Source organism: endosymbiont of Lamellibrachia barhami (assembly GCF_011947365.2).
Taxonomy (GTDB): domain Bacteria; phylum Pseudomonadota; class Gammaproteobacteria; order Chromatiales; family Chromatiaceae; genus QGON01.
Map to the genome: position 1 here is coordinate 2,228,869 of NZ_JAAVSH020000001.1, position 20,121 is coordinate 2,248,989.

Consider the following 20,121-nt stretch of genomic DNA (forward strand, 5'->3'; position numbering starts at 1 on the left):
GGTGAAAAAAACAGCACTGTTTATCAATGCCGGTTTTTATCTCTTTTCTAATTTCTGTTTATATTCTCATGGGCATGACGACATATCTATTTCTACTGTTGTCCTTCCCGTAGATCAAAGCACTGCTGTTTGAGTCCTTGAGTTCAATGATTATTTCGTCCTCTTTGATTGCAGAGAGTACATCTATAAAATAACCCACATTGAAACCTATCTTTATTTCATCACCACTGTAATCGACTTCCAGTTCTTCCTCAGCCTCCTCCTGCTCTGGATTATGCGCTTGAAGCTGAAGCGTGTTGTTGCTGGCTGAAAACCGAATTCCGCGGTACTTTTCATTTGAGAGGATGGATGCTCTGGTCAGAGACTGTTTTAGAAGAGCCTTGTCAGCACGAAGTTCCTTGTTTGTGCCACTTGGCATAACACGCTGATAGTCGGGAAAACGACCATCAATAAGTTTTGATGTAAAAACAGCGCCATCCATAAGTACTCGAACATAGTTGGCGCTTAGCTCAATCTTAATTTCATCTTCACTATCTTTGAGCAATCTACCCAATTCCAAAACAGCTTTACGAGGTAATATGATCTGAACATCTAAATCAGTGTCTACAGAGTTTTTACACTCACTCAGTGCAAGACGATGTCCATCAGTGGCAACAGTTCTAACATCACCATCTCGTATTTCCAGCAACATCCCGTTTAGATAATATCGAACATCCTGTTGAGCCATTGCAAATTGAGTCATCTCTATTAGCTGTTTGAGCTCAGCCTCTTTAAGCGTAAACACTGAGCTGCTGGCCGTTGGCTCGATTACTGGATAATCCTGCGCAGACAGTATGCCGAGGGTGAAACGGCTTCGCCCTGAACGAAGTTTTGCCTTGTCACCATCAACCTCAAGAGTAATGCCAGCTCCTTCGGGCAGAGCTTTACATATATCCAGCATTTTTCTTGCAGGTACAGTGAAGTCACCTTCTCCACTACACTCGGCCACTGCCTGAGTCCTCAGTTCAACCTCCAGGTCTGTCGCTGTTATCTGGATCTCATTGGGTCTAGCGTTGATAAGGATATTGGACAGAATGGGTAGCGTCTGTCTTCTTTCGACAACCCCACCAATCCGTTGTAGTGGATCCAATAGCGCTTCTCGTTTGGTAACTATTTTCATATTCTCTACCCAAGGTAGTTATAGTTAGTTTATTTTATATATCTACTTATAGTTATTATTAGGCATTCGTATTTATGAGGATAAGTCATATAACACACTGTTTTTAATAGTTTTTATGACATTTTTGCCTGTTGATGACACTCACTGTAAGTTTGTGGTTTCCTGTTTATCTCTTGTGGATAAATGCCCATTTTTATTTTGAGCGTTTTTATCAACATCTTATCCACATTAACTGCTTAGAGTCCTCAACAGGTTTGAATAGTCCTCAGATATTCGTACATCACTATCCCGCAATTCCTTGATCTTTTTGTTGGCATGAATGACGGTGGTATGGTCTCTACCCCCGAAAGCGGTTCCGATCTCGGGCAGGCTATGATTTGTCAACTCTTTTGCCAGCGTCATCGCGATCTGTCTGGGTCTGGCGATGGAACGACTCCGCTTTGCTGAGAGTAGATCTGAAGTACGTATGTGAAAATACTCTGCAACGGTTTTTTGGATGTTGTCGATCGTGACCTGTTTGTCCTGTGCAGCGATCATGTCCCGCAAAGCATTTTTGGCAAAGTCGAGATTGATACTTGTTCCGGTGAAGGTTGAGTTGGCGATAACACGCCGCAAAGCACCTTCCAGCTCGCGAATATTGGAACGAATACGTTTGCCCATGAAAAAGGCAACCTCGCTGGGAAGTTCTGCATTCAGTTGCAGTGCCTTGCTCTGCAGAATAGCGACTCGGGTCTCCAGATCGGGGGGTTCGATAGCGACTGTCAGACCCCAGCCAAATCTTGATTTGAGACGCTCTTCCAGTCCGCCAACCTCTTTGGGAAATCGGTCACTGGATAAGATAATCTGTTGTTGAGATTCGAAGAGTGCATTGAACGTATGGAAGAACTCTTCCTGCGACCGCTCCTTGCCAGCGAAAAACTGAATATCATCAATCAGCAGTGCATTGACTGAACGGTATTTTCGTTTGAACTGATCGATTGTATTGTGCTGCAATGCCTTGACCATTTCTGAAACGAAGCGTTCAGAATGGAGGTATATGACCCGGGCATTGGGATTGTGCAGCAAAATAGTGTTACCCACCGCATGCATCAGGTGGGTTTTTCCGAGTCCTACCCCGCCGTATATGAATAGAGGATTGTAGGCTCTGCCGGGATTCTCGCCAATCTGCATCGAAGCGGCACGGGCAATCTGGTTGGATTTTCCCTCAACGAAGGTTTCGAAGGTGAAGTTAGGATTGAGATGGCTCTCAATGTACGGACTTCCCTTTGATGGAATAATGGTTTGAACACCTGTCCTGTTGGCCTGATGGGCATTTCTCTGTTTGACGGCAGCAGATTTTTTCTTTGATCCGATATCGATGGAGATGACCGGTGTTTTAGCCAGAGAGAGGGTGCCAAGATAGGTTTTGATCGATTCGAGATAGTGGTTGCGCACCCAGTCTTGTACAAAGCGGTTGGGTGCCAATAGACGGAGGCGGTTGTTTTCCTCAATAACCTGAAGAGGACGAATCCAGGTATTGAACTGCTGAGGTGAAAGCTCCTGTTCGAGGTGCTTGCTACAACGTTGCCAAAGATCCAACTTGTTTGTCTCCGAATGACAGCCATCGTGACCATCTGCTGATGATCCGATAAAATTATGTTGTTTGAAATGGAGATGGAATTCTCACTGTTCTGGTCACCAAGTCTACTCTGCGATTAGAGACTTATCCACAGTTTCAAGGTTGTAGGACGTCTGTTTTTTGTTCCTGATATTTGTTGACAAAATAAGACCCTACGTTATATGATGCGCCTCTTTTTTTCGTCCGTATTTTACGGGAACGCCCAGGCAATATCGGTAAAGATCATGAAAAGAACTTTTCAGCCCAGTAATCTCAAACGCGTACGTACCCACGGTTTCCGCGCTCGGATGGCCACGCGCAATGGTCGTAAGGTGATCAAATCCCGTCGTGCCAAGGGCCGCGCCTGTCTGACATCGTAATTTCTGTCCTTGCAGGCAGTTCAGGGGAGGTTTCCCCGCAGATCAAGATTATTGAAGCCCGACGAATATCGTCGGGTTTTTAGTCGGGCAGAACGCTCAACAGATAATCTTTTTCTGGTACTTGCGAGAGAGAATGGCCTGGAGTTTGCGAGACTGGGGTTGGCAATTTCCAAGAAAAATACGCGCCGCGCAGTGGATCGGAACCGATTGAAACGCTTGGTACGCGAAAGTTTCAGGTTAAATCAGAAATTGTTGGCAGGTCTGGATATCGTGGTATTGAATCGGCGTGGTAAGCTGCTTATGGACAACGGTCGATACACGGCTTCATTATTGCAGCACTGGAAGAGGCTGGCAGAAAGATGCGCCATATCCTGATCCTCCTTGTCCGGGCGTACCAGCTTGTTATAAGCCCTGTCCTGGGAAATCACTGCCGTTTCTATCCAACTTGCTCCGCCTATGCGGTTGAAGCTCTCGAAAAACATGGATTTTTTCGCGGCCTGATACTCTCTCTGCGTCGTGTCTCTCACTGTCACCCTTGGCACGAAGGTGGAATCGATCCGGTTCCAGAACCTACTGAAAAGAAGTCCCATGGATAATATAAGACTGATTCTCCTGTTTGCCTTTGCCTTCATCTGCCTGCTGCTTTATCAGGAGTGGATGACCGATTATGGATCACCCCAAGTCGCAGCGCCGCAGCAGACGGCTGAAGTCGTGCCTGCCGCAACCGAATCTGCCGGTGTGCCGACCGCTTCGGTAACTGCTGCGGCAACAGGCAGCGGAGATCAGGCCGTTCCCATGGCGGCGGGAATCACCGCCTTGGGTGGGAAGATGGTCCAGGTTGAAACCGATCTGCTGAAAGTCGAGATCTCTACGCTGGGTGGAACCATACAGCGTGTACATCTACTCGATTATCTGGTCTCGCCAGAGACACCAGAGCAAAAATTCGAACTCTTCTCTCCGACGATGCCGAATCTGTTCATCGCCCAGTCCGGCATGATTGGAAGCGAAGAAGGGAAGGCACCGACACACGAGGCCGAATATCAGATCGAACAGAGTGAGTTCCGTTTGTCAGAGGGGCAGGACACAATCGATGTGGCCATGACTTGGGCAGGCAGTGATGGCCTCAAGGTTACCAAACACTTTATCTTCAACCGCGGCAGCTATCTGATAGATGTTACCCACGAGGTGGATAACCAGTCAGCGAAGCCTTGGGCTGCGAGAGACTATGCGCAACTGCAGCGTACAGCTCCGGGGGATCAGTCGATGCTGAATACCTACACCTACACCGGTGGCGTCTACTACAATCCCGAAGCGAAATACGAAAAGGTCGATTTCGAGGAGATGGCTGAGAAAAAACTCAATGTCAATTCCACCGACGGTTGGCTGGCCATGATCCAGCACTATTTTCTGGGAGCATGGATTCCACCAAAAACGCAGTTGGAACACTATTATACTAACAGTCTGCCGGGTCCAAAATATCTTATCGGCAGCTACTCCCCATCCACGACGGTTGCCCCGGGCGACAGCCACAGTTTCAGTAAACAGCTCTACGCCGGCCCAAAATTGCAGGACCAGCTGGAGACAGTTGCCCCTGGTTTGGAACTGACCGTGGATTATGGATGGCTGACCGTGATTGCTCAGCCGATCTTCTGGCTGTTGAAAACGATCCACAGTTGGGTAGGCAACTGGGGCTGGTCGATCATCCTTCTGACTATCATCATCAAAGCGCTTTTCTTCAAGCTCTCTGAGACCAGCTACAAGTCTATGGCGAATATGCGCAAGCTGACACCGAGACTTCAGGCCATGAAGGACCGTTACGGTGATGATAAGCAGCGCCTGAACCAGGCGATGATGGAGATGTACAAGAAGGAGAAGGTCAATCCCCTGGGCGGCTGTCTGCCGATTGTGGTGCAGATCCCTGTTTTCATCGCCCTCTACTGGGTGTTGCTGGAGAGTGTGGAGTTGCGGCATGCGCCGTTTATGCTGTGGCTCGATAACCTCACCGCCAAGGATCCCTACTTCGTGTTGCCGCTGATCATGGGCGTCTCCATGTTCGTACAGCAGAAGCTCAATCCGGCACCACCGGATCCAATGCAGGCCAAGATCATGATGAGTCTGCCCTTCGTCTTTACCATTTTCTTCGCCTTCTTCCCGTCGGGTCTGGTGCTCTACTGGGTTGTGAACAATCTGATCTCCATTGCTCAGCAGTACTACATCACCCGCAAGATAGAGCAGGCAGGATAGTCAGTATCGGCTAATCAAAGTGCAGCCGCGAGATACCATCGCTGCTGTTGCCACCCCGCCCGGCCGTGGCGGGGTCGGGATCATTCGGGTTTCAGGTCCGCGTTGTGTCGATGTGGCCACAGCGGTGGCAGGTAACCTGCCGAACCCCAGGTACGCGCAATTCAGCCGATTTTCTGATGTTGATGGCTCCATTATCGACGAAGGCATCTGTCTCTATTTCCCTGCCCCCCACTCCTTCACCGGTGAGGATGTCCTTGAACTGCAGGGGCATGGTGGACCGCTTATTCTCGATCTCATGCTGCAGCGGGTGCTGGGGATAGGCGTTCGTGCCGCCCGCCCAGGGGAGTTCAGTGAACGTGCCTTCCTCAACGGAAAACTCGACCTCGCCCAGGCTGAGGCGATCGCGGATCTGATAGATGCAGAGACCACCTCTGCGGCCCGTCTGGCCAGCCGTACCCTGCAGGGTGTTTTCTCCGAGCGAATCCACACGCTGGTTGAGGGACTTATCAACCTGAGGCTCTATGTTGAATCGGCCATCGACTTTCCTGAGGAGGAGATAGACTTCCTCTCTGATGGAAAAGTGAGTACTAACTTACAGGCAATCATCGATGAACTCACAGCTGTACAGAAAAGTGCCCATACAGGACGCCTGATGCGCGATGGCATGACATTGGTGATTGCCGGTCGTCCAAATGCGGGAAAGTCGAGTCTGCTCAATGCGCTGGCGGAAAGGGATTCCGCAATCGTGACAGAGATTCCAGGCACGACAAGAGACCTGTTGCGGGAGCAGATTCAGATCGATGGCATGCCGATCCACATCATCGATACAGCAGGCATGCGTGAGAGTGCCGATCCGGTTGAACAGGAAGGAATACGGCGGGCGAGAATTGAGATCGATCAGGCAGATCGCATCCTCTGGGTCTTCGATGGCAGGGATGACCCCGATCACCTCGCGCTGGATCGGGAGAGCCTGCCTGGCCATATTCCTCTGACTCTGATCAGAAACAAGATCGACCTGAGCGGTTCTCCCCCAGCCCTGACGGTCGATGAGGGATTGACTGAGATTTCCATCGCCGCCAAATCCTCGCTGGGGATCGACCTGCTAAAGGATCATCTGAAACAGGCCATGGGCTACACTGGCAGTGTGGAAGGTGAATTTATCGCCCGTCGTCGTCACTTGAATGCGCTGGCAAACGCCATGAACCTTCTTCATCAGGGAATGCGGATGCTGGAAGAGACTGCCGCTGGCGAGCTGCTGGCGGAAGACCTCCGTCTCGCCCAGCAATCTCTCAACGAGATAACCGGGGAATTCACTGCTGACGACCTGCTGGGTCGCATCTTTTCCACCTTTTGTATCGGCAAGTAAAACGGGTTTTTTCAGCAGAAGTTTTTGTGAGAAGCGGTATGAGCAGCAAGGCGCATTGGGAAAAGGTCTATAGAGAAAAGTCACCATTTGAAGTCAGCTGGTATCAAAAAGCCTCAAGCATCTCCTTTAAAATGATGGAAAGGAGTGGGCTTGAGGATCAACCGGCTATCATCGATGTGGGTGGCGGCGCTTCAGTACTGGTGGACAGACTGTTGCAGGAAGGTCTGAACAATCTCACGGTATTGGATATCTCATCCACGGGCATGGAGTATGCCAAAGTGCGTCTTGGTGACAGGGCAACTTTGGTAAACTGGATAGAGTCGGATATCACCGAATTTGAGTCACCGAAACAGTACGATATTTGGCATGACCGGGCGGTATTCCACTTTCTCACCGATGCAGAAATGCGCGAGAAATATCTGGGCGTCATGCGACGTTCTTTGAATGGGGATGGTACTGTGATCATCGCTGCGTTTGCCATTGGCGGACCGACAAAGTGCAGCGGTCTGGATATCGTGCAGTACGATGCCGAAAAACTGCAGAAGGTTCTGGGCAGTGAATTTGTGCTGATGGAACAGCGTAATGAGAGACATATTACCCCGGCAGAGAAGCTTCAGGATTTTGGTTACTACCGTTTTCGCAGACAGGTATAGATACCGCTTGAGCCACCGCACTTTCCATTGAATGAAAACGCCGCCACCGGTCATGGTTGCCAAACAGCTGTTGAATAGAGGTTTAGTGAGCGTGTGGCAGCAAGAGCGCCTGCGCTGGCTGGATTTTGGCGATGGCGCAGTGCAGTCGATTATCGATATTGATCATCCCGATCAACTGATCTCCCCAGTTTACCACGCAATGTTGGCACCGATGCTGTTTGTGCCTATACCAAAGCGGATACTGTTGCTTGGTGTTGGCGGTGGGGCCTTGGCCCGTTATTTCAACTACCGATTTCCCGCTGTTCAGGGTGAGGCAGTGGAGATATTGTCACCGATGGCAGAGATAGCGAGGCGATATTTTGATTTTCCCGCCGAGGAAAATGGTTGGAGATTGATCGTTGAAGATGCCAGGCAATATGTGTCTGTTCCCTCTGAAAAGTACGATTTGATCATAGTCGACATTGCGCATCAGCAGAAGACGCCGGACTGGATAACAGCACCGAAGTTTCTGCAGGATTGCCGCAGAACTTTGACGGATTGCGGTGTTCTGGTGCTGAATCTGTTGATGCAGGATGCTGAAAGTTTCGGCCAGTCCTTGTGGAACCTGCGGCGCTGTTATGACAAACGAGTGGTTTGCCTTTCAGTTCCGGAGTACAAAAATATAGAATTGTTTGCCTTCCATGGATCAGTTCCACAGCAACTGTCCGGAGAACTCGAATCCCGTGCATCAGAGATGGCGAAGCGTTGGGGAATAGCATTTTTGCCGCTGGCGGAGAGGATGCGTCAGGAAAATCCTGTCGGCAGTGGTGTATTTTAAGATTAGTTCAGGTGAATTGGAGATAACAATGGATACGATAGAGGTCAGCTTTCCCGGAGGAAAGAGAATCGATGCCAAGGTTGGGAATTTTGTCATCCACACAGATCAGTCAGAAAAATATGGGGGTAGTGCGTCGGCGCCGGAACCCTTCGATCTGTTTCTTGCCTCCATTGCCACATGTGCAGGTATATTCGCCTGGAATTTTTGTGAAATACGGGAACTCTCAACAGAAGGTTTGGCGCTGCACATGGACTGTGAACGGGATGAGAAGAAGAAACTCTTCTCCCATATAATCTTGAGACTCACACTGCCGGCGGATTTTCCCGAAAAATATCAAAAGGGTATTCTACGGGCGATGGAACTCTGTGCGGTGAAAAGACACATGATGGATTCACCGGCGTTTTCAATTGAACTGAAATAACAGAGTCACCGGAGTTTAATGTTTTACACCGACACCTATGATGTGATTGTAGTGGGGGGCGGCCATGCAGGCACCGAGGCTGCGCTGGCCGCTGCGCGTATGGGTGCACGAACCTTGCTGCTGACCCACAACATCGAGACCCTTGGACAGATGAGCTGTAACCCGGCCATCGGAGGTATCGGTAAGGGCCATTTAGTGAAAGAGGTGGACGCACTGGGCGGCATCATGGCCCATGCAGCGGACCTTGGTGGTATCCAGTTCCGCATTCTCAACTCCCGCAAAGGCCCCGCAGTGCGAGCCACCCGTGCGCAGGCGGATCGGGTTCGTTACAAGGCGGCGGTGAGATTTGCCCTGGAGAATCAGCCCAATCTCGATCTCTTTCAACAGGCAGTGGACGACCTGTTGGTTGAGGGGGATAGCGTCACCGGTGTTACGACACAGATGGGGTTGAAGTTCAGTGCCCGCGCAGTGGTGTTGACGGTGGGTACCTTCCTTGGGGGCCGCATCCATATCGGATTGTCCAACTATGAAGGGGGACGCGCCGGTGATCCCCCGGCCAATGCCCTCTCCCTCCGTCTTAGGGAGTTGCCTTTTAAAGTGGAACGCCTCAAAACCGGTACCCCGCCACGCATCGATGGGCGCAGCATAGATTTTTCTGTGCTGCAGGAGCAGCCGGGGGATGAGCCGACACCGATTTTCTCCTTTCTGGGTCAGCGGGAGGAACACCCGCGACAGATCAGTTGTTACATCACCCATACCAACGAACAGACCCATGACATCATCCGTGGCGGCATGTCCCGTTCGCCAATGTACACTGGTGTGATCGAGGGGGTTGGACCGAGGTACTGCCCCTCCATCGAAGACAAGATTGTCCGCTTTGCCGATAAGAACTCCCATCAGATCTTCATCGAACCAGAGGGCCTGGATACCAACGAGGTCTATCCTAATGGCATATCCACCAGCCTGCCCTTTGATGTGCAGTATGAACTGGTGCGTTCTATGAAGGGATTTGCGCAGGCCCACATCATCCGTCCGGGTTATGCCATCGAGTATGACTTTTTCGATCCCCGTGGCCTCAAGTTTTCGTTGCAGACCCAGCATATGGCCGGGCTCTTTTTTGCCGGACAGATCAATGGCACTACAGGCTATGAAGAGGCGGCGGCCCAGGGTCTGCTGGCAGGTTTGAATGCAGTGTTATTCAGCCGGGAACAGGAGGCCTGGTCTCCCCGGCGGGATGAAGCCTATCTCGGCGTAATGGTTGATGACCTGGTTACCCAAGGTACAGCTGAACCCTACCGTATGTTCACCAGCCGGGCGGAGTACCGGTTGTTGCTGAGGGAAGACAATGCCGACCTGCGGTTAACCGAAACAGGACACGAACTCGGTCTGGTGTGTGAAAAACGCTGGGCCGCTTTTGATCTCAAGCGCGAGACGATAGCACGGGAGCAGCAACGCTTGAGGGATACCTGGGTACGGCCGAGGGATCTTTCGGAGGATGAGGCTGCTCGGGTGGTGGGTGCCCCTCTGACAAGAGAGGTGCGGGCTCTTGCACTTCTGGTGCGACCCGAGGTGACCTATGCCGGATTGATGAGTCTGCCCGGGATCGGGCCGGGTGAGTCGGATCGGCAGGTGGCCGAGCAGATCGAAGTTCAGGCCAAATATGCCGGTTATATCGATCGGCAGCGGGATGAGATTGAACGGCAACGGGCGAATGAATCCATGTCTCTGCCCGATGATTTTGACTTTGCGGAAGTCCGGGGACTCTCTGCGGAGATAAGGGAGAAGTTCCTACGTCACCGGCCGGAAACCCTGGGTCAGGCGGGGCGCATCCCCGGGGTCACCCCTGCGGCCATATCGATGTTAATGATCCATCTGAAACAGGTCGCGGAAAAGTGACGAGGATCTTAGTGGAGTCTCGATGGGGAGAACGGCTTGATTTGGGCCTCGATAGAATGTCACTGTCGATCCCGGTAGATGTATGTAAGCACTTACTCCGCTTTCATGCCCTGCTTATAAAGTGGAACAAGGCTTACAATCTCACCGCTGTGCGCGATCCGTTGGAGATGATAGGTCGACACTTGCTCGATAGCCTTTCGGTGCTTCCATATCTTCACGGTGAAGAAATTTTAGATATGGGAACGGGTCCGGGCCTTCCCGGTATCCCTTTGGCGCTGCTACGGCCAGATGCCCATTTCGTATTGCTCGACAGTAACAACAAAAAAATCCGTTTTGTTCGTCAGGTCGTGCTTGAGTTGGGAATTGTGAATGTTATTCCCGTGCATGCCAGGGTCGAAACCTACCAGCCGAATCAACCCTTCGACACCTTGATCTCCAGGGCCTTCACTGCCCTGCCCCGGATGGTTGAACTGACCCGCCACCTGCGCGCGCCCGGTTGCAGGTTACTGGCGATGAAGGGCATGGTGCCGGAAGATGAGCTTGCCGGGCTTCCGGCGGAGATGAAAAAGGAAGTGATCCGGTTACAAGTGCCGTTCACGGATGCTGAGCGTCACCTGATTATTGTCGAATAATCGCTTTTCGGTTTAATTCCCCCACATCTTGCTGCAAGGAGACGTAGGTCGGATTAGACACGCAATGGCACAGAGCTGGAATTTTCCACATCATTTTATGCGCGATGTCATCCGACAAAACAGCGTCGGGTTACGATGCGCGGCAAGCTAGGCACGGTGCGCATCTAACCCGACCTACAACTTGATGCCCTCAAATAGTCCGAACGGGGGGACTTACTTGTCAGAGTAATCTTCTCCACCGAACTGCTTCCATCGGCGCCGAAAAAAGACGAGTACCAGAATTGCCGATCCGAACAGCAGATAGGTTCGTGGTTCAGGTATTTGGGCGGAGTAGGCGAAGTTATCGATATTCAGAAAACGGCCAGAAAGAGATTCGAAGGAGATGGAACTGATGGCTTCATCCGAGATAAACCCGGCAAAAGTTCTATGGTGAGGCTTTGCGGTTGCTATATCGAAGATATCCCCGGAGGACAAAATGACCCGAACGTCCGAGGCGAACGGTCGGAAGGTCATCAAGTCCACACCGATGGCATAGATGGACTGAGGCAGATAGGCGGTGATGCGGCCTTCAGCGCGTTGGTCAGAGAGCACATCACCGGAGTCCCAGTCGTAGAATCTGCGGTAGTAGTCGGGATCCACAGTATAGAGATCACCGCTGCCCTGGAAAACAACATCGGCGAAATGGGCCTGATCACGGTAGGAACGCCAGCGCCCACGCTCATTTTCCTCGAAATCTATGGTGGTGACACTACCCAGCTTGCTGGAAAATGTGTCCCAGTCGTTAAAGGAGATAATGCTGGCTTGTGTGGCGCTGGCTGTTGCCAATAGCAGCAAGATAAACGCCCATTTACCCATTGAAGTCACGCCGATGCCTCAAATTCGATCTGTATTAAGGAGGTTGTCGGTCATTTCAGGGCGTAGTTTAATTATTCAGGATCTTGTTTCCTTTTCAGCTGCTGGCGTAAAACCGTGAAATTCCGATCTTCATCAACAGAGCAGGTATCGCATCGGCCTCCTGCCCGTTATCATAGCGGGTTCCAGTCTCAACCCGGTCTGAAATTCATGGGACATATCATTACCGTCGCGAATCAGAAAGGCGGCGTGGGCAAAACCACAACTGCCGTCAACCTGGCCGCCTCCCTGGCAACGCTGAAGAAGCGTGTTCTCATGGTGGACCTCGATCCACAGGGCAATGCGAGTATGGGGTGTGGGGTGGACAAGTACCGGCTTGAGCGTTCCAGCTGCGATGTGCTGTTGGGGGACGTACAGTTGCACGAGGCTGTGATGAAAACCCCTGAGGCCGGATTTGATGTGCTGCCCGCCAATGCGGATCTGACGGCAGCGGAGGTGGGATTGATGAACGCCACCCTGCGGGAAAAGCGTTTGAGCCTGGCGCTGGCGACGACAAAAGACGAGTATGATTTCATCATCATCGACTGCCCACCATCCTTGAACATGCTGACATTGAATGCACTGGTAGCAGCGGATGCAGTATTGATACCGATTCAGACCGAATACTATGCGCTGGAAGGGCTAACCGCGCTGATGGGCACGGTGAGGCAGGTTCAATCCCATCTCAATAGTGGTTTGGAAATCGAAGGTATCCTGCGTACCATGCACGACCCCCGCAATAACCTGGCGGTTGATGTATCCACTCAGCTGATCACCCATTTCAAGGATAAGGTGTTCAACACCATCATTCCGCGAAATGTACGGGTCGCCGAAGCGCCGAGTCATGGCAAACCGGTTTTACTGTATGATAGATCTTCCCGTGGTGCGACGGCCTATCTGGCTCTGGCGAGTGAAGTGGTGCGTCGGAATCGCAAGCGGGCATCCTGATACAATTTAATACAGCGACGGTACGCAGAGAGATGGCGGCGAAGAAACGGGGCCTCGGGAGAGGATTGGATGCACTGCTTGGCGGCATCAACAGTGACAGTGCAGCGGCGGATGACACCGCGGATAGAAAGGGGTCGAGAGGCAATCTTACGCATCTGCCGGTTGATCTGATCCAGCGGGGTCGCTACCAACCCAGACGGGACTTTAACCCTGACAGTCTGCGGGAACTGGCCGACTCCATTGCCGCTCAGGGTGTCATCCAGCCGGTAGTGGTGCGGGAGATCGAAAACAACCGCTATGAGTTGATCGCCGGTGAACGGCGTTGGCGGGCAGCACAGCAGGCTGGTCTCGATACCATCCCGGTGGTCATCAAAGAGGTCACCGAACAGGCCGCCATGGCCATGGGGTTGATCGAAAATATCCAGCGGGACGACCTCAATCCGTTGGAAGAGGCCAACGCCCTCAGCCGGCTACTGCTCGAATTTGAACTGACCCACCAGGCCGTGGCCAAGGCGGTGGGTAAATCCCGTACAACGGTCACCAACCTGTTACGTCTGCTGGAGTTGAACGAGGATGTCAAAATCCTGATCGAGAGCGGACGCCTTGAAATGGGCCATGGTCGTGCCTTGCTTGGCCTGAAAGACCGTGCCCAGAGCAATGCCGCAGAAAAAGTTGTCGCAGACGGGCTTTCGGTACGCGAAACAGAACGTTTGGTTCGGCGTATCCAGGGGGAGCAGGATGCACCTGCGAAGGTGGTCAGCAAGACCGAAGATGACCCAGATATCCGCAGACTGCTGAGCGATCTCTCAGAGCGTCTTGGTGCCAGGGTCAACCTGCAGCAGAATGCAAAAGGCAAAGGCAAGCTGGTCATCGCCTACAACAGCCTCGACGAGCTGGAAGGGATTTTGGATCATATAAAGTGAGGAATTGGACCCCTATCGATACAAGTTGTCGTAGTATTGTTTGTAGTCCATCTTCGCCTTGGCACCTTGTGCTTCGATATCAGTATATTTGAACTCCTGCATCAAGGTCTTGGGCCCGAGTTTAATAAGGCATTTTTAATTGCCGGACTCTTGAACATGGTTTCCAAGTTGCCCCTATATATGATCGTGTGCATATCCCAAAGGTTATGGCTCTCACTTGGTTTGTTTGCTTGGCTGCCAGAAAAACGCTCGTGATCAATTACTTTTCCATGTATATCAGCAATATAAATATCAAAGTCATATTGATATCTAAACTTGAAACCACCAGCATCCCATTTCGATTCATATACAGACGCAATAATAGCTTTGTTAAACCTTGGGTCGGCCATTTGATCGATGGCATCGTTTACAGACGTTCCCTTATCTACTTTAATAATATTTACCTCAATGCCGGAATCGTTAAAACCTTCCTTGATTATGTTGGACAGAAAGTCTACGAAACGTTCTTCTTTAGGCCTTTCTGGTCTATCTAAGGTCATGGGTATTCCAAAAGCACCGCGCACAAGTCCTTCAAACTTTTCGCTTTTATCGCCAGTCAAAACATAGGGTCTTTTGTCGATCACTGCTAGAGATATATTCTTATCACCAATTGAATAAAATTCTGGTGTTATTTGATCCCTTGTGACGGGAGATGCGCAGCCGGTAACGACAATCAGAAGCAGGATTGACAGGTTTTTAACAGCAAAATTCACAGTTCTCTCCCTAATGTTTTTCATTGCACTATCGATGTGCCCCTGTATATGTACCAGAAAACAACTTTTAATCGAGTATATTATCGACCTTCATTGATGCACATCAATCACAGATCGTTTGCTTTTTTATGAGTGATGAAGTGACTGTCCAGTGGCAACATAAATACCCGCCATATCAGATACAGTTGTGGTTTATAGCCGTTCCAAATTTATTCGCCTATCATTTGACCCTATATTAAAAAAAACTTATACTTGTCCACCTAAGTGAAAGTGGTTAAAGGGGTGCCGGGAACTCGGATGCAGCTTGCCGGAAACGACCAGATTCGCCTCATAGTTCTGACTCAGACACTATCCTCAATTGCCGTGGCTGTTATTCTCGGCGCTTTTGGGTGGGTATATGTCTGGTCCGGCCTCGTGGGTGGTCTAATATCCACAGCCACAAATGGTTTTATGGCAGCCAGAATTTTTGTAACCTACCGGGCGCAGGAGCCAGGCAGGATGCTTGCGAAGATGTACGGCTCCGAGTTGCAGAAAATCCTGCTAACAGGAATACTGTTCGGTGGGGTGGTTTTCTGGATAAAACCATTGAGCATCGGCGCCATGCTGGGGAGTTACCTGTTTGTTCAGGTCGTGGCTCCCACGTTTGTGCTAATCTACACTGATCAAATGAAGTCCAGGTTAAAAAGAAGATAATGGCCGGCGATACCCTGACCTCAAGCGAATACATCAGACACCATCTGACAAACCTGACCTTCGGTAAGACACCGGATGGGTCCTGGGCTTTGGCACACGATGCGGCAGAAGCCAAGGCAATGGGTTTCTGGGCGATCCATGTGGACACCATGTTCTGGTCCATCCTGCTCGGTGTCATCTTCCTCTACTTTTTTACCCGTGCTGCCAAGGGTGCAACCACCGGTGTTCCCGATGGCCTGGTGAATTTTGCCGAATGGGTCGTTGAGTTCATCGACAATAGCGTGCGTGGTTCCTTCAGCGGCAGAAACAGCCTGGTGGCGCCCCTTGCATTGACGATCTTCATCTGGATTTTCCTGCAGAATTCGATGGATCTGGTCCCTGTGGATGTCATTCCCAAGTTATCGGAGCTTTTGGGCATCCACTTTATGAAAGTGGTGCCTTCCACTGATCCCAACGCCACTTTCGGCATGGCGATTGGCGTGTTCGCTCTGGTTCTCTTCTACAGCATTAAGATCAAAGGTATTGGCGGTTTTGTCGGTGAGTTGACACTACAGCCCTTCTCTTCCACGAATCCGGCTTTGAAGCTGCTGTTCATTCCGATTAACTTTATCCTCGAATTTGTCAGTCTGATCGCCAAGCCGATCTCTCTCGCCCTGCGACTCTTCGGCAACATGTACGCGGGTGAGATGATCTTTATCCTGATCGCCATCATGTACAATGCCGGCTTGGTTCTCGGCCTGTTTGGCGGCGCCCTTCAGTTGGGCTGGGCGATTTTCCATATCCTGATTATCACGCTGCAGGCGTTCATATTTATGACCCTGACGATTGTTTACCTGGATATGGCTCATAACGAGCACTGAATTCTTAACACTTTTACTACTAATTCATTTTACGGGAGACCAAAATGAGTGAAGCACAAGCACTGCTGTACATTGCCGGCGCGCTGATGATGGGCCTGGGTGCCTTGGGTGCCGCTGTGGGCATCGGCGTTCTGGGTGGCCGCTTTCTGGAAGGCGCTGCACGTCAGCCTGAACTGATCCCCATGCTGCGTACCCAGTTCTTCATCGTTATGGGTCTTGTCGACGCGGTACCCATGATTGCTGTGGGCCTGGCCATGTACGTGCTGTTCGCTGTCGCCGGATGATCCGGCCGATAATCGAACCGACTATCATCTCGTCAAATACGAGGTAATTCCGGGATGAACATCAATCTGACTCTGATCGGTCAGCTACTCTCTTTTATGGTGTTCGTGTGGTTCACGATGAAATTCGTCTGGACCCCGATCATGGGCGCGCTTGAAGTGCGTAAGAAAGAGATAGCCGACGGTCTTGCTGCAGCAGAACGTGGGCAGCATGAACAGGAGCTCGCAAAAGAGCGTGCTAAGGGCGTGCTTCACGAAGCGAAAGCCCAGGCGGCGGAGATCGTTGCCCAGGCGCAGAAGCGAGGCGCTGAAATTGTAGACGAAGCGAAGGGTAGCGCCCGTACCGAAGGGGAGCGAATCCTGACCGCTGCGCAGGCGGAGATCGAACAGGAGACAAACCGGGCGCGCGAACATCTGCGTGGAAAGGTTGCCGAGCTGGCTATTGCCGGTGCGGAGAAGATCCTGAAGAAAGAGATCAACGCCGAGACGCATAGAGATATCGTCGACGGTCTGGCCAAAGAGATCTAAGGCACCGCTATGGCAGGAGAATCTACCACTATTGCCCGCCCTTACGCGGAAGCCGTTTTTGCCCGTGCCGAAGAGACCGACAAACTCGACCTCTGGTCCGAGATGTTGGGGCTGTTGGCAGCGGTTGTTCAGGATTCGACCATGGCCGGTGTCATCAAGGATCCGCTGTTTGATCGTCAACAGCTGACCGAATTGATGCTGGAGATCGGTGGCGGACGTCTGAACGAAGAGGGTTCAAACCTGGTCAGGCTCCTGGTGCAGAATGGACGTCTTGTGGTTCTGCCGGAGATCGTCGAGGTGTTTGAACTGCTGAAGGCTGAACGCGAGCGTGTACTTAAGGTACATGTCACTTCCGCCTTCGCACTCAACCCTGTCCAGGAAAAACATATTGCCGAGGCCCTGAAGGCCAAACTCGGACGTGATGTCACCATCACCAGCGAAAAGAATACCGATCTGATCGGCGGCATCCACATCCGCGCTGGCGACATGGTTATCGACGGATCCGTCCGGGGACAACTGCAGCAACTGGCGAACGAATTGGGAATCTAAGCGAGAAGCCATCATGCAACTCAATCCATCCGAGATCAGCGAACTGATCAAAAGCAAGATCGAGAAATTCGATCTTAAGACCGAGGCCCGTAACGAGGGTACGATTATCAGTCTCACCGACGGTATCGCCCGCATCCACGGACTCGAGGACGCCATGTCTTACGAGATGCTGGAGTTCCCGGGGAATACCTTTGGTCTGACCCTCAACCTGGAGCGCGACTCAGTCGGCGCCGTGATATTGGGTGACTACAAACATCTCACCGAGGGTGATGCGGTCAAGTGTACCGGTCGCGTACTCGAAGTACCGGTGGGTGAAGGTTTGCTGGGCCGGGTGGTTGACGCCCTGGGTAAACCGATAGACGGCAAGGGCGCGATAGAAGCCACTGAAACCGCAACCATCGAAAAGGTTGCACCTGGCGTTATCTCCCGTAAATCGGTCGATCAGCCGGTACAGACCGGCATCAAGGCAATCGACGCCATGGTGCCGATTGGCCGCGGCCAGCGTGAGTTGATCATCGGTGACCGTCAGACCGGTAAGTCGGCCTTGGCGATCGATGCGATCATCAACCAGAAAGGCACGGGTATAAAGTGCATCTATGTCGCCATCGGCCAGAAGAACTCCACCATCGCGCAGGTGTGGCGCAAGTTGGAAGAGCACGGCGCGATGGAGCACACCATCATCGTCGCCGCCCCAGCTGCCGACTCTGCCGCCATGCAGTTCCTGGCCCCCTATGCCGGCTGCTCCATGGGTGAGTACTTCCGCGATAAGGGCGAAGATGCGCTGATTGTGTATGACGATCTGACCAAGCAGGCCTGGGCATACCGCCAGGTCTCTTTGCTGCTGCGTCGCCCGCCGGGCCGTGAAGCCTATCCGGGTGATGTATTCTACCTTCACTCCCGTTTGCTGGAGCGTGCGGCCCGGATCAACGCGGATCAGGTTGAAAAGAACACCGACGGTAAGGTTACCGGCAAGACGGGGTCTCTGACCGCTCTGCCGATCATCGAGACGCAGGCAGGTGACGTATCGGCTTTCGTACCGACAAACGTTATCTCCATCACCGACGGCCAGATCTTCCTCGAGGCGGACCTGTTCAATGCTGGCATCCGTCCGGCGATCAATGCCGGTCTCTCCGTATCACGGGTGGGTGGCGCAGCGCAGACCAAAATCATCAAGAAATTGGGTGGTGGTGTGCGATTGGCGTTGGCGCAATATCGTGAGTTGGCCGCCTTCTCCCAGTTTGCCTCCGATCTCGATGCCGCGACCCGTGCCCAGCTGCAACTTGGCGAGCGCGTAACCGAACTGATGAAGCAGGGTCAGTACTCGCCCCTCAGTGTGGCCGATATGGCGACCACACTGTTCGCTGCCAACGAAGGTTATCTGAACGACATAGAGGTGAGTAAAGTCGTGGATTTTGAAGCGGCGTTGCACGACTACATGAAGAGCAACCAAAAGGCACTGGTCGACCAGATCAACGAGAAATCGGACTACAATCCCGAGATCGAGCAGGCGTTGCACGGGGCATTGAAGGATTTCAAGGCCAACCATACTTGGTAACCAAAGAGCATTGGAATATCAAACGATAGGGCCAAAATAGGGTTTTAGAGATATGGCAGGCGCAAAAGAGATACGCACCCAGATCGCCAGCATCAAAAACACGCAGAAGATTACTTCTGCGATGGAGATGGTGGCGGCCGCGAAGATGCGTAAGGCCCAGAACAGGATGGATGCGACCCGTCCCTACGCGGAGAAGATGCGTATGGTGATCAGTCACCTGTCCCATGCTCATCCTGAGTATCGCCACAGCTTCATGATCGACCGTGAGGTCAAGCGGGTCGGTTATATCATCGTCTCGTCCGACCGAGGTCTTTGTGGCGGTCTGAACAGTAATCTGTTCCGCAGGCTGGCGAAAGAGATTCAGTCTCAGACAGAAGCGGGCGTGGAAGTGGATTTCTGTACCATAGGCACCAAAGCGCTGGGTTTTTTTGGACGTTTCGGCGGTAACGTGACCGGGCAGGCGACCCATCTCGGCGATGCGCCGCACATTGAGGATCTGATCGGTACAGTGAAGGTATTGCTGGATGCTTATGGCGCTGGTGAAATTGATCGCATCTATGTGGCATACAATCGGTTCGTCAACACCATGACGCAGAATCCGACTGTTGAACAGTTGGTGCCGATCAGCGCCGAGGCAGATCAAGGCCTGCAGCACCACTGGGACTATATCTACGAGCCGGATTCCAAGGAAGTGCTGGACAACCTGCTTGGCAGATATGTGGAGTCCCTGGTTTATCAGGCCGTGGTAGAGAATGGCGCCTGCGAACAGTCAGCGCGAATGGTTGCGATGAAGTCCGCCTCCGATAATGCGGGGGATCTCATCAATGAGTTGCAGTTGATCTATAACAAGGCTCGTCAGGCAGCGATTACCCAGGAAATTTCCGAGATCGTCAGTGGTGCCGCAGCGGTTTGAAGCGCGGACCTTGCCACAGAATTAGTTTTTAACAATTAGAGAGTCGCCTGGTGCGGCAAGAGG

Annotated in this window: 23 protein-coding genes; 19 read left to right on the plus strand and 4 right to left on the minus strand. The window is 51.9% G+C overall.

The window, feature by feature from the left end:
* Positions 1–58 precede the first annotated feature (58 nt).
* Both dnaN and dnaA read right to left on the minus strand, forming a co-directional pair.
* Positions 59–1,159, minus strand: coding sequence for a DNA polymerase III subunit beta (gene dnaN, locus G9Q73_RS10005; RefSeq protein WP_177419656.1), 1,101 nt, complete (start codon positions 1,157–1,159; stop codon positions 59–61).
* Between the two features lie 228 nt (positions 1,160–1,387).
* Positions 1,388–2,737, minus strand: a complete 1,350-nt coding sequence (gene dnaA, locus G9Q73_RS10010; RefSeq protein WP_177419657.1) for a chromosomal replication initiator protein DnaA — start codon at positions 2,735–2,737, stop codon at positions 1,388–1,390.
* Positions 2,738–3,001: 264 nt separating this feature from the next.
* On the opposite strand from dnaA, the gene rpmH reads away from it, so the two are divergent.
* From rpmH to rsmG, 10 genes are all read left to right on the plus strand, one after another.
* Entirely contained in the window at positions 3,002–3,136 is a 135-nt protein-coding gene (gene rpmH / locus G9Q73_RS10015; protein ID WP_177419658.1) for a 50S ribosomal protein L34, read from the plus strand.
* Between the two features lie 9 nt (positions 3,137–3,145).
* Positions 3,146–3,511 carry a ribonuclease P protein component gene (gene rnpA / locus G9Q73_RS10020; RefSeq protein WP_281397578.1) on the plus strand — a complete coding sequence of 122 codons (366 nt, stop codon included), beginning with the start codon at positions 3,146–3,148 and terminating at the stop codon, positions 3,509–3,511.
* The gene (yidD, locus tag G9Q73_RS10025) at positions 3,496–3,732 is read left to right on the plus strand and encodes a membrane protein insertion efficiency factor YidD (RefSeq protein WP_177419659.1); all 237 of its coding nucleotides are present in this window, start codon (positions 3,496–3,498) and stop codon (positions 3,730–3,732) included. The genes rnpA and yidD overlap by 16 nt, the downstream gene beginning before the upstream one ends.
* Positions 3,725–5,380 (plus strand): membrane protein insertase YidC, encoded by a 1,656-nt coding sequence (yidC, locus tag G9Q73_RS10030; protein ID WP_177419660.1) that lies wholly within the window; start codon positions 3,725–3,727, stop codon positions 5,378–5,380. The genes yidD and yidC overlap by 8 nt, the downstream gene beginning before the upstream one ends.
* A gap of 19 nt (positions 5,381–5,399) precedes the next feature.
* Positions 5,400–6,746 (plus strand): tRNA uridine-5-carboxymethylaminomethyl(34) synthesis GTPase MnmE, encoded by a 1,347-nt coding sequence (gene mnmE, locus G9Q73_RS10035; RefSeq protein ID WP_177419661.1) that lies wholly within the window; start codon positions 5,400–5,402, stop codon positions 6,744–6,746.
* 38 nt (positions 6,747–6,784) lie between these two features.
* Complete coding sequence (locus G9Q73_RS10040) at positions 6,785–7,399, plus strand: class I SAM-dependent methyltransferase (protein ID WP_177419662.1); 615 nt, start codon at positions 6,785–6,787, stop codon at positions 7,397–7,399.
* 85 nt (positions 7,400–7,484) lie between these two features.
* Positions 7,485–8,216 (plus strand): spermine/spermidine synthase domain-containing protein, encoded by a 732-nt coding sequence (locus G9Q73_RS10045; RefSeq protein WP_177419663.1) that lies wholly within the window; start codon positions 7,485–7,487, stop codon positions 8,214–8,216.
* Positions 8,217–8,244: 28 nt separating this feature from the next.
* Complete coding sequence (locus tag G9Q73_RS10050; protein WP_177419664.1) at positions 8,245–8,637, plus strand: OsmC family protein; 393 nt, start codon at positions 8,245–8,247, stop codon at positions 8,635–8,637.
* 18 nt (positions 8,638–8,655) lie between these two features.
* Positions 8,656–10,533, plus strand: a complete 1,878-nt coding sequence (mnmG, locus tag G9Q73_RS10055; RefSeq protein WP_177419665.1) for a tRNA uridine-5-carboxymethylaminomethyl(34) synthesis enzyme MnmG — start codon at positions 8,656–8,658, stop codon at positions 10,531–10,533.
* Positions 10,534–10,589: 56 nt separating this feature from the next.
* Positions 10,590–11,165 (plus strand): 16S rRNA (guanine(527)-N(7))-methyltransferase RsmG, encoded by a 576-nt coding sequence (gene rsmG, locus G9Q73_RS10060; protein WP_177419666.1) that lies wholly within the window; start codon positions 10,590–10,592, stop codon positions 11,163–11,165.
* 213 nt (positions 11,166–11,378) lie between these two features.
* Here the strand turns inward: rsmG and G9Q73_RS10065 are convergent, their stop codons facing one another.
* Complete coding sequence (locus tag G9Q73_RS10065; protein WP_177419667.1) at positions 11,379–12,020, minus strand: PEP-CTERM sorting domain-containing protein; 642 nt, start codon at positions 12,018–12,020, stop codon at positions 11,379–11,381.
* Positions 12,021–12,227: 207 nt separating this feature from the next.
* Between G9Q73_RS10065 and G9Q73_RS10070 the strand changes: the two genes are divergently transcribed.
* Positions 12,228–13,004 carry a ParA family protein gene (locus tag G9Q73_RS10070; protein ID WP_177419668.1) on the plus strand — a complete coding sequence of 259 codons (777 nt, stop codon included), beginning with the start codon at positions 12,228–12,230 and terminating at the stop codon, positions 13,002–13,004.
* Positions 13,005–13,036: 32 nt separating this feature from the next.
* A complete protein-coding gene (locus tag G9Q73_RS10075; RefSeq protein WP_177419669.1) occupies positions 13,037–13,927 on the plus strand; it encodes a ParB/RepB/Spo0J family partition protein in 891 nt (296 codons plus the stop codon).
* A gap of 101 nt (positions 13,928–14,028) precedes the next feature.
* Here G9Q73_RS10075 and G9Q73_RS10080 read toward each other — a convergent pair whose 3' ends face one another.
* Entirely contained in the window at positions 14,029–14,679 is a 651-nt protein-coding gene (locus tag G9Q73_RS10080; RefSeq protein ID WP_177419670.1) for a hypothetical protein, read from the minus strand.
* A gap of 297 nt (positions 14,680–14,976) precedes the next feature.
* Here G9Q73_RS10080 and G9Q73_RS10085 point away from each other — a divergent pair, with 297 nt between their 5' ends.
* The 7 genes from G9Q73_RS10085 to atpG are packed head-to-tail and all read left to right on the plus strand — an operon-like array spanning position 14,977 to position 20,058.
* On the plus strand, positions 14,977–15,372 hold the full coding sequence (locus G9Q73_RS10085; RefSeq protein ID WP_177419671.1) for an ATP synthase subunit I: 396 nt from the start codon (positions 14,977–14,979) through the stop codon (positions 15,370–15,372).
* On the plus strand, positions 15,372–16,232 hold the full coding sequence (gene atpB / locus G9Q73_RS10090; protein ID WP_177419672.1) for a F0F1 ATP synthase subunit A: 861 nt from the start codon (positions 15,372–15,374) through the stop codon (positions 16,230–16,232). Before G9Q73_RS10085 ends, atpB begins: the two co-directional genes overlap by 1 nt.
* Before the next feature lie 44 nt (positions 16,233–16,276).
* The gene (atpE, locus tag G9Q73_RS10095) at positions 16,277–16,516 is read left to right on the plus strand and encodes a F0F1 ATP synthase subunit C (protein ID WP_177419673.1); all 240 of its coding nucleotides are present in this window, start codon (positions 16,277–16,279) and stop codon (positions 16,514–16,516) included.
* Between the two features lie 54 nt (positions 16,517–16,570).
* Positions 16,571–17,041: a F0F1 ATP synthase subunit B gene (locus tag G9Q73_RS10100; protein ID WP_177419674.1), complete on the plus strand. Its 471-nt coding sequence runs from the start codon at positions 16,571–16,573 to the stop codon at positions 17,039–17,041.
* A gap of 9 nt (positions 17,042–17,050) precedes the next feature.
* The gene (locus G9Q73_RS10105; protein WP_177419675.1) at positions 17,051–17,590 is read left to right on the plus strand and encodes a F0F1 ATP synthase subunit delta; all 540 of its coding nucleotides are present in this window, start codon (positions 17,051–17,053) and stop codon (positions 17,588–17,590) included.
* A gap of 13 nt (positions 17,591–17,603) precedes the next feature.
* Positions 17,604–19,145 carry a F0F1 ATP synthase subunit alpha gene (gene atpA / locus G9Q73_RS10110; protein ID WP_177419676.1) on the plus strand — a complete coding sequence of 514 codons (1,542 nt, stop codon included), beginning with the start codon at positions 17,604–17,606 and terminating at the stop codon, positions 19,143–19,145.
* A 52-nt stretch (positions 19,146–19,197) separates the two neighbouring features.
* The gene (atpG, locus tag G9Q73_RS10115; protein ID WP_177419677.1) at positions 19,198–20,058 is read left to right on the plus strand and encodes a F0F1 ATP synthase subunit gamma; all 861 of its coding nucleotides are present in this window, start codon (positions 19,198–19,200) and stop codon (positions 20,056–20,058) included.
* The last annotated feature ends 63 nt before the right edge of the window (positions 20,059–20,121 follow it).

Coding starts and splice junctions, on each gene's coding strand:
- dnaN (WP_177419656.1), bottom strand. CDS start 1,159: ATGAAAATAGTTACCAAACGAGAAGCGCTATTGGATCCACTACAACGG.
- rpmH (WP_177419658.1), top strand. CDS start 3,002: ATGAAAAGAACTTTTCAGCCCAGTAATCTCAAACGCGTACGTACCCAC.
- yidD (WP_177419659.1), top strand. CDS start 3,496: ATGCGCCATATCCTGATCCTCCTTGTCCGGGCGTACCAGCTTGTTATA.
- yidC (WP_177419660.1), top strand. CDS start 3,725: ATGGATAATATAAGACTGATTCTCCTGTTTGCCTTTGCCTTCATCTGC.
- G9Q73_RS10040 (WP_177419662.1), top strand. CDS start 6,785: ATGAGCAGCAAGGCGCATTGGGAAAAGGTCTATAGAGAAAAGTCACCA.
- G9Q73_RS10050 (WP_177419664.1), top strand. CDS start 8,245: ATGGATACGATAGAGGTCAGCTTTCCCGGAGGAAAGAGAATCGATGCC.
- mnmG (WP_177419665.1), top strand. CDS start 8,656: ATGTTTTACACCGACACCTATGATGTGATTGTAGTGGGGGGCGGCCAT.
- rsmG (WP_177419666.1), top strand. CDS start 10,590: ATGTCACTGTCGATCCCGGTAGATGTATGTAAGCACTTACTCCGCTTT.
- G9Q73_RS10065 (WP_177419667.1), bottom strand. CDS start 12,020: ATGGGTAAATGGGCGTTTATCTTGCTGCTATTGGCAACAGCCAGCGCC.
- G9Q73_RS10070 (WP_177419668.1), top strand. CDS start 12,228: ATGGGACATATCATTACCGTCGCGAATCAGAAAGGCGGCGTGGGCAAA.
- G9Q73_RS10075 (WP_177419669.1), top strand. CDS start 13,037: ATGGCGGCGAAGAAACGGGGCCTCGGGAGAGGATTGGATGCACTGCTT.
- G9Q73_RS10085 (WP_177419671.1), top strand. CDS start 14,977: ATGCAGCTTGCCGGAAACGACCAGATTCGCCTCATAGTTCTGACTCAG.
- atpB (WP_177419672.1), top strand. CDS start 15,372: ATGGCCGGCGATACCCTGACCTCAAGCGAATACATCAGACACCATCTG.
- atpE (WP_177419673.1), top strand. CDS start 16,277: ATGAGTGAAGCACAAGCACTGCTGTACATTGCCGGCGCGCTGATGATG.
- G9Q73_RS10100 (WP_177419674.1), top strand. CDS start 16,571: ATGAACATCAATCTGACTCTGATCGGTCAGCTACTCTCTTTTATGGTG.
- G9Q73_RS10105 (WP_177419675.1), top strand. CDS start 17,051: ATGGCAGGAGAATCTACCACTATTGCCCGCCCTTACGCGGAAGCCGTT.
- atpA (WP_177419676.1), top strand. CDS start 17,604: ATGCAACTCAATCCATCCGAGATCAGCGAACTGATCAAAAGCAAGATC.
- atpG (WP_177419677.1), top strand. CDS start 19,198: ATGGCAGGCGCAAAAGAGATACGCACCCAGATCGCCAGCATCAAAAAC.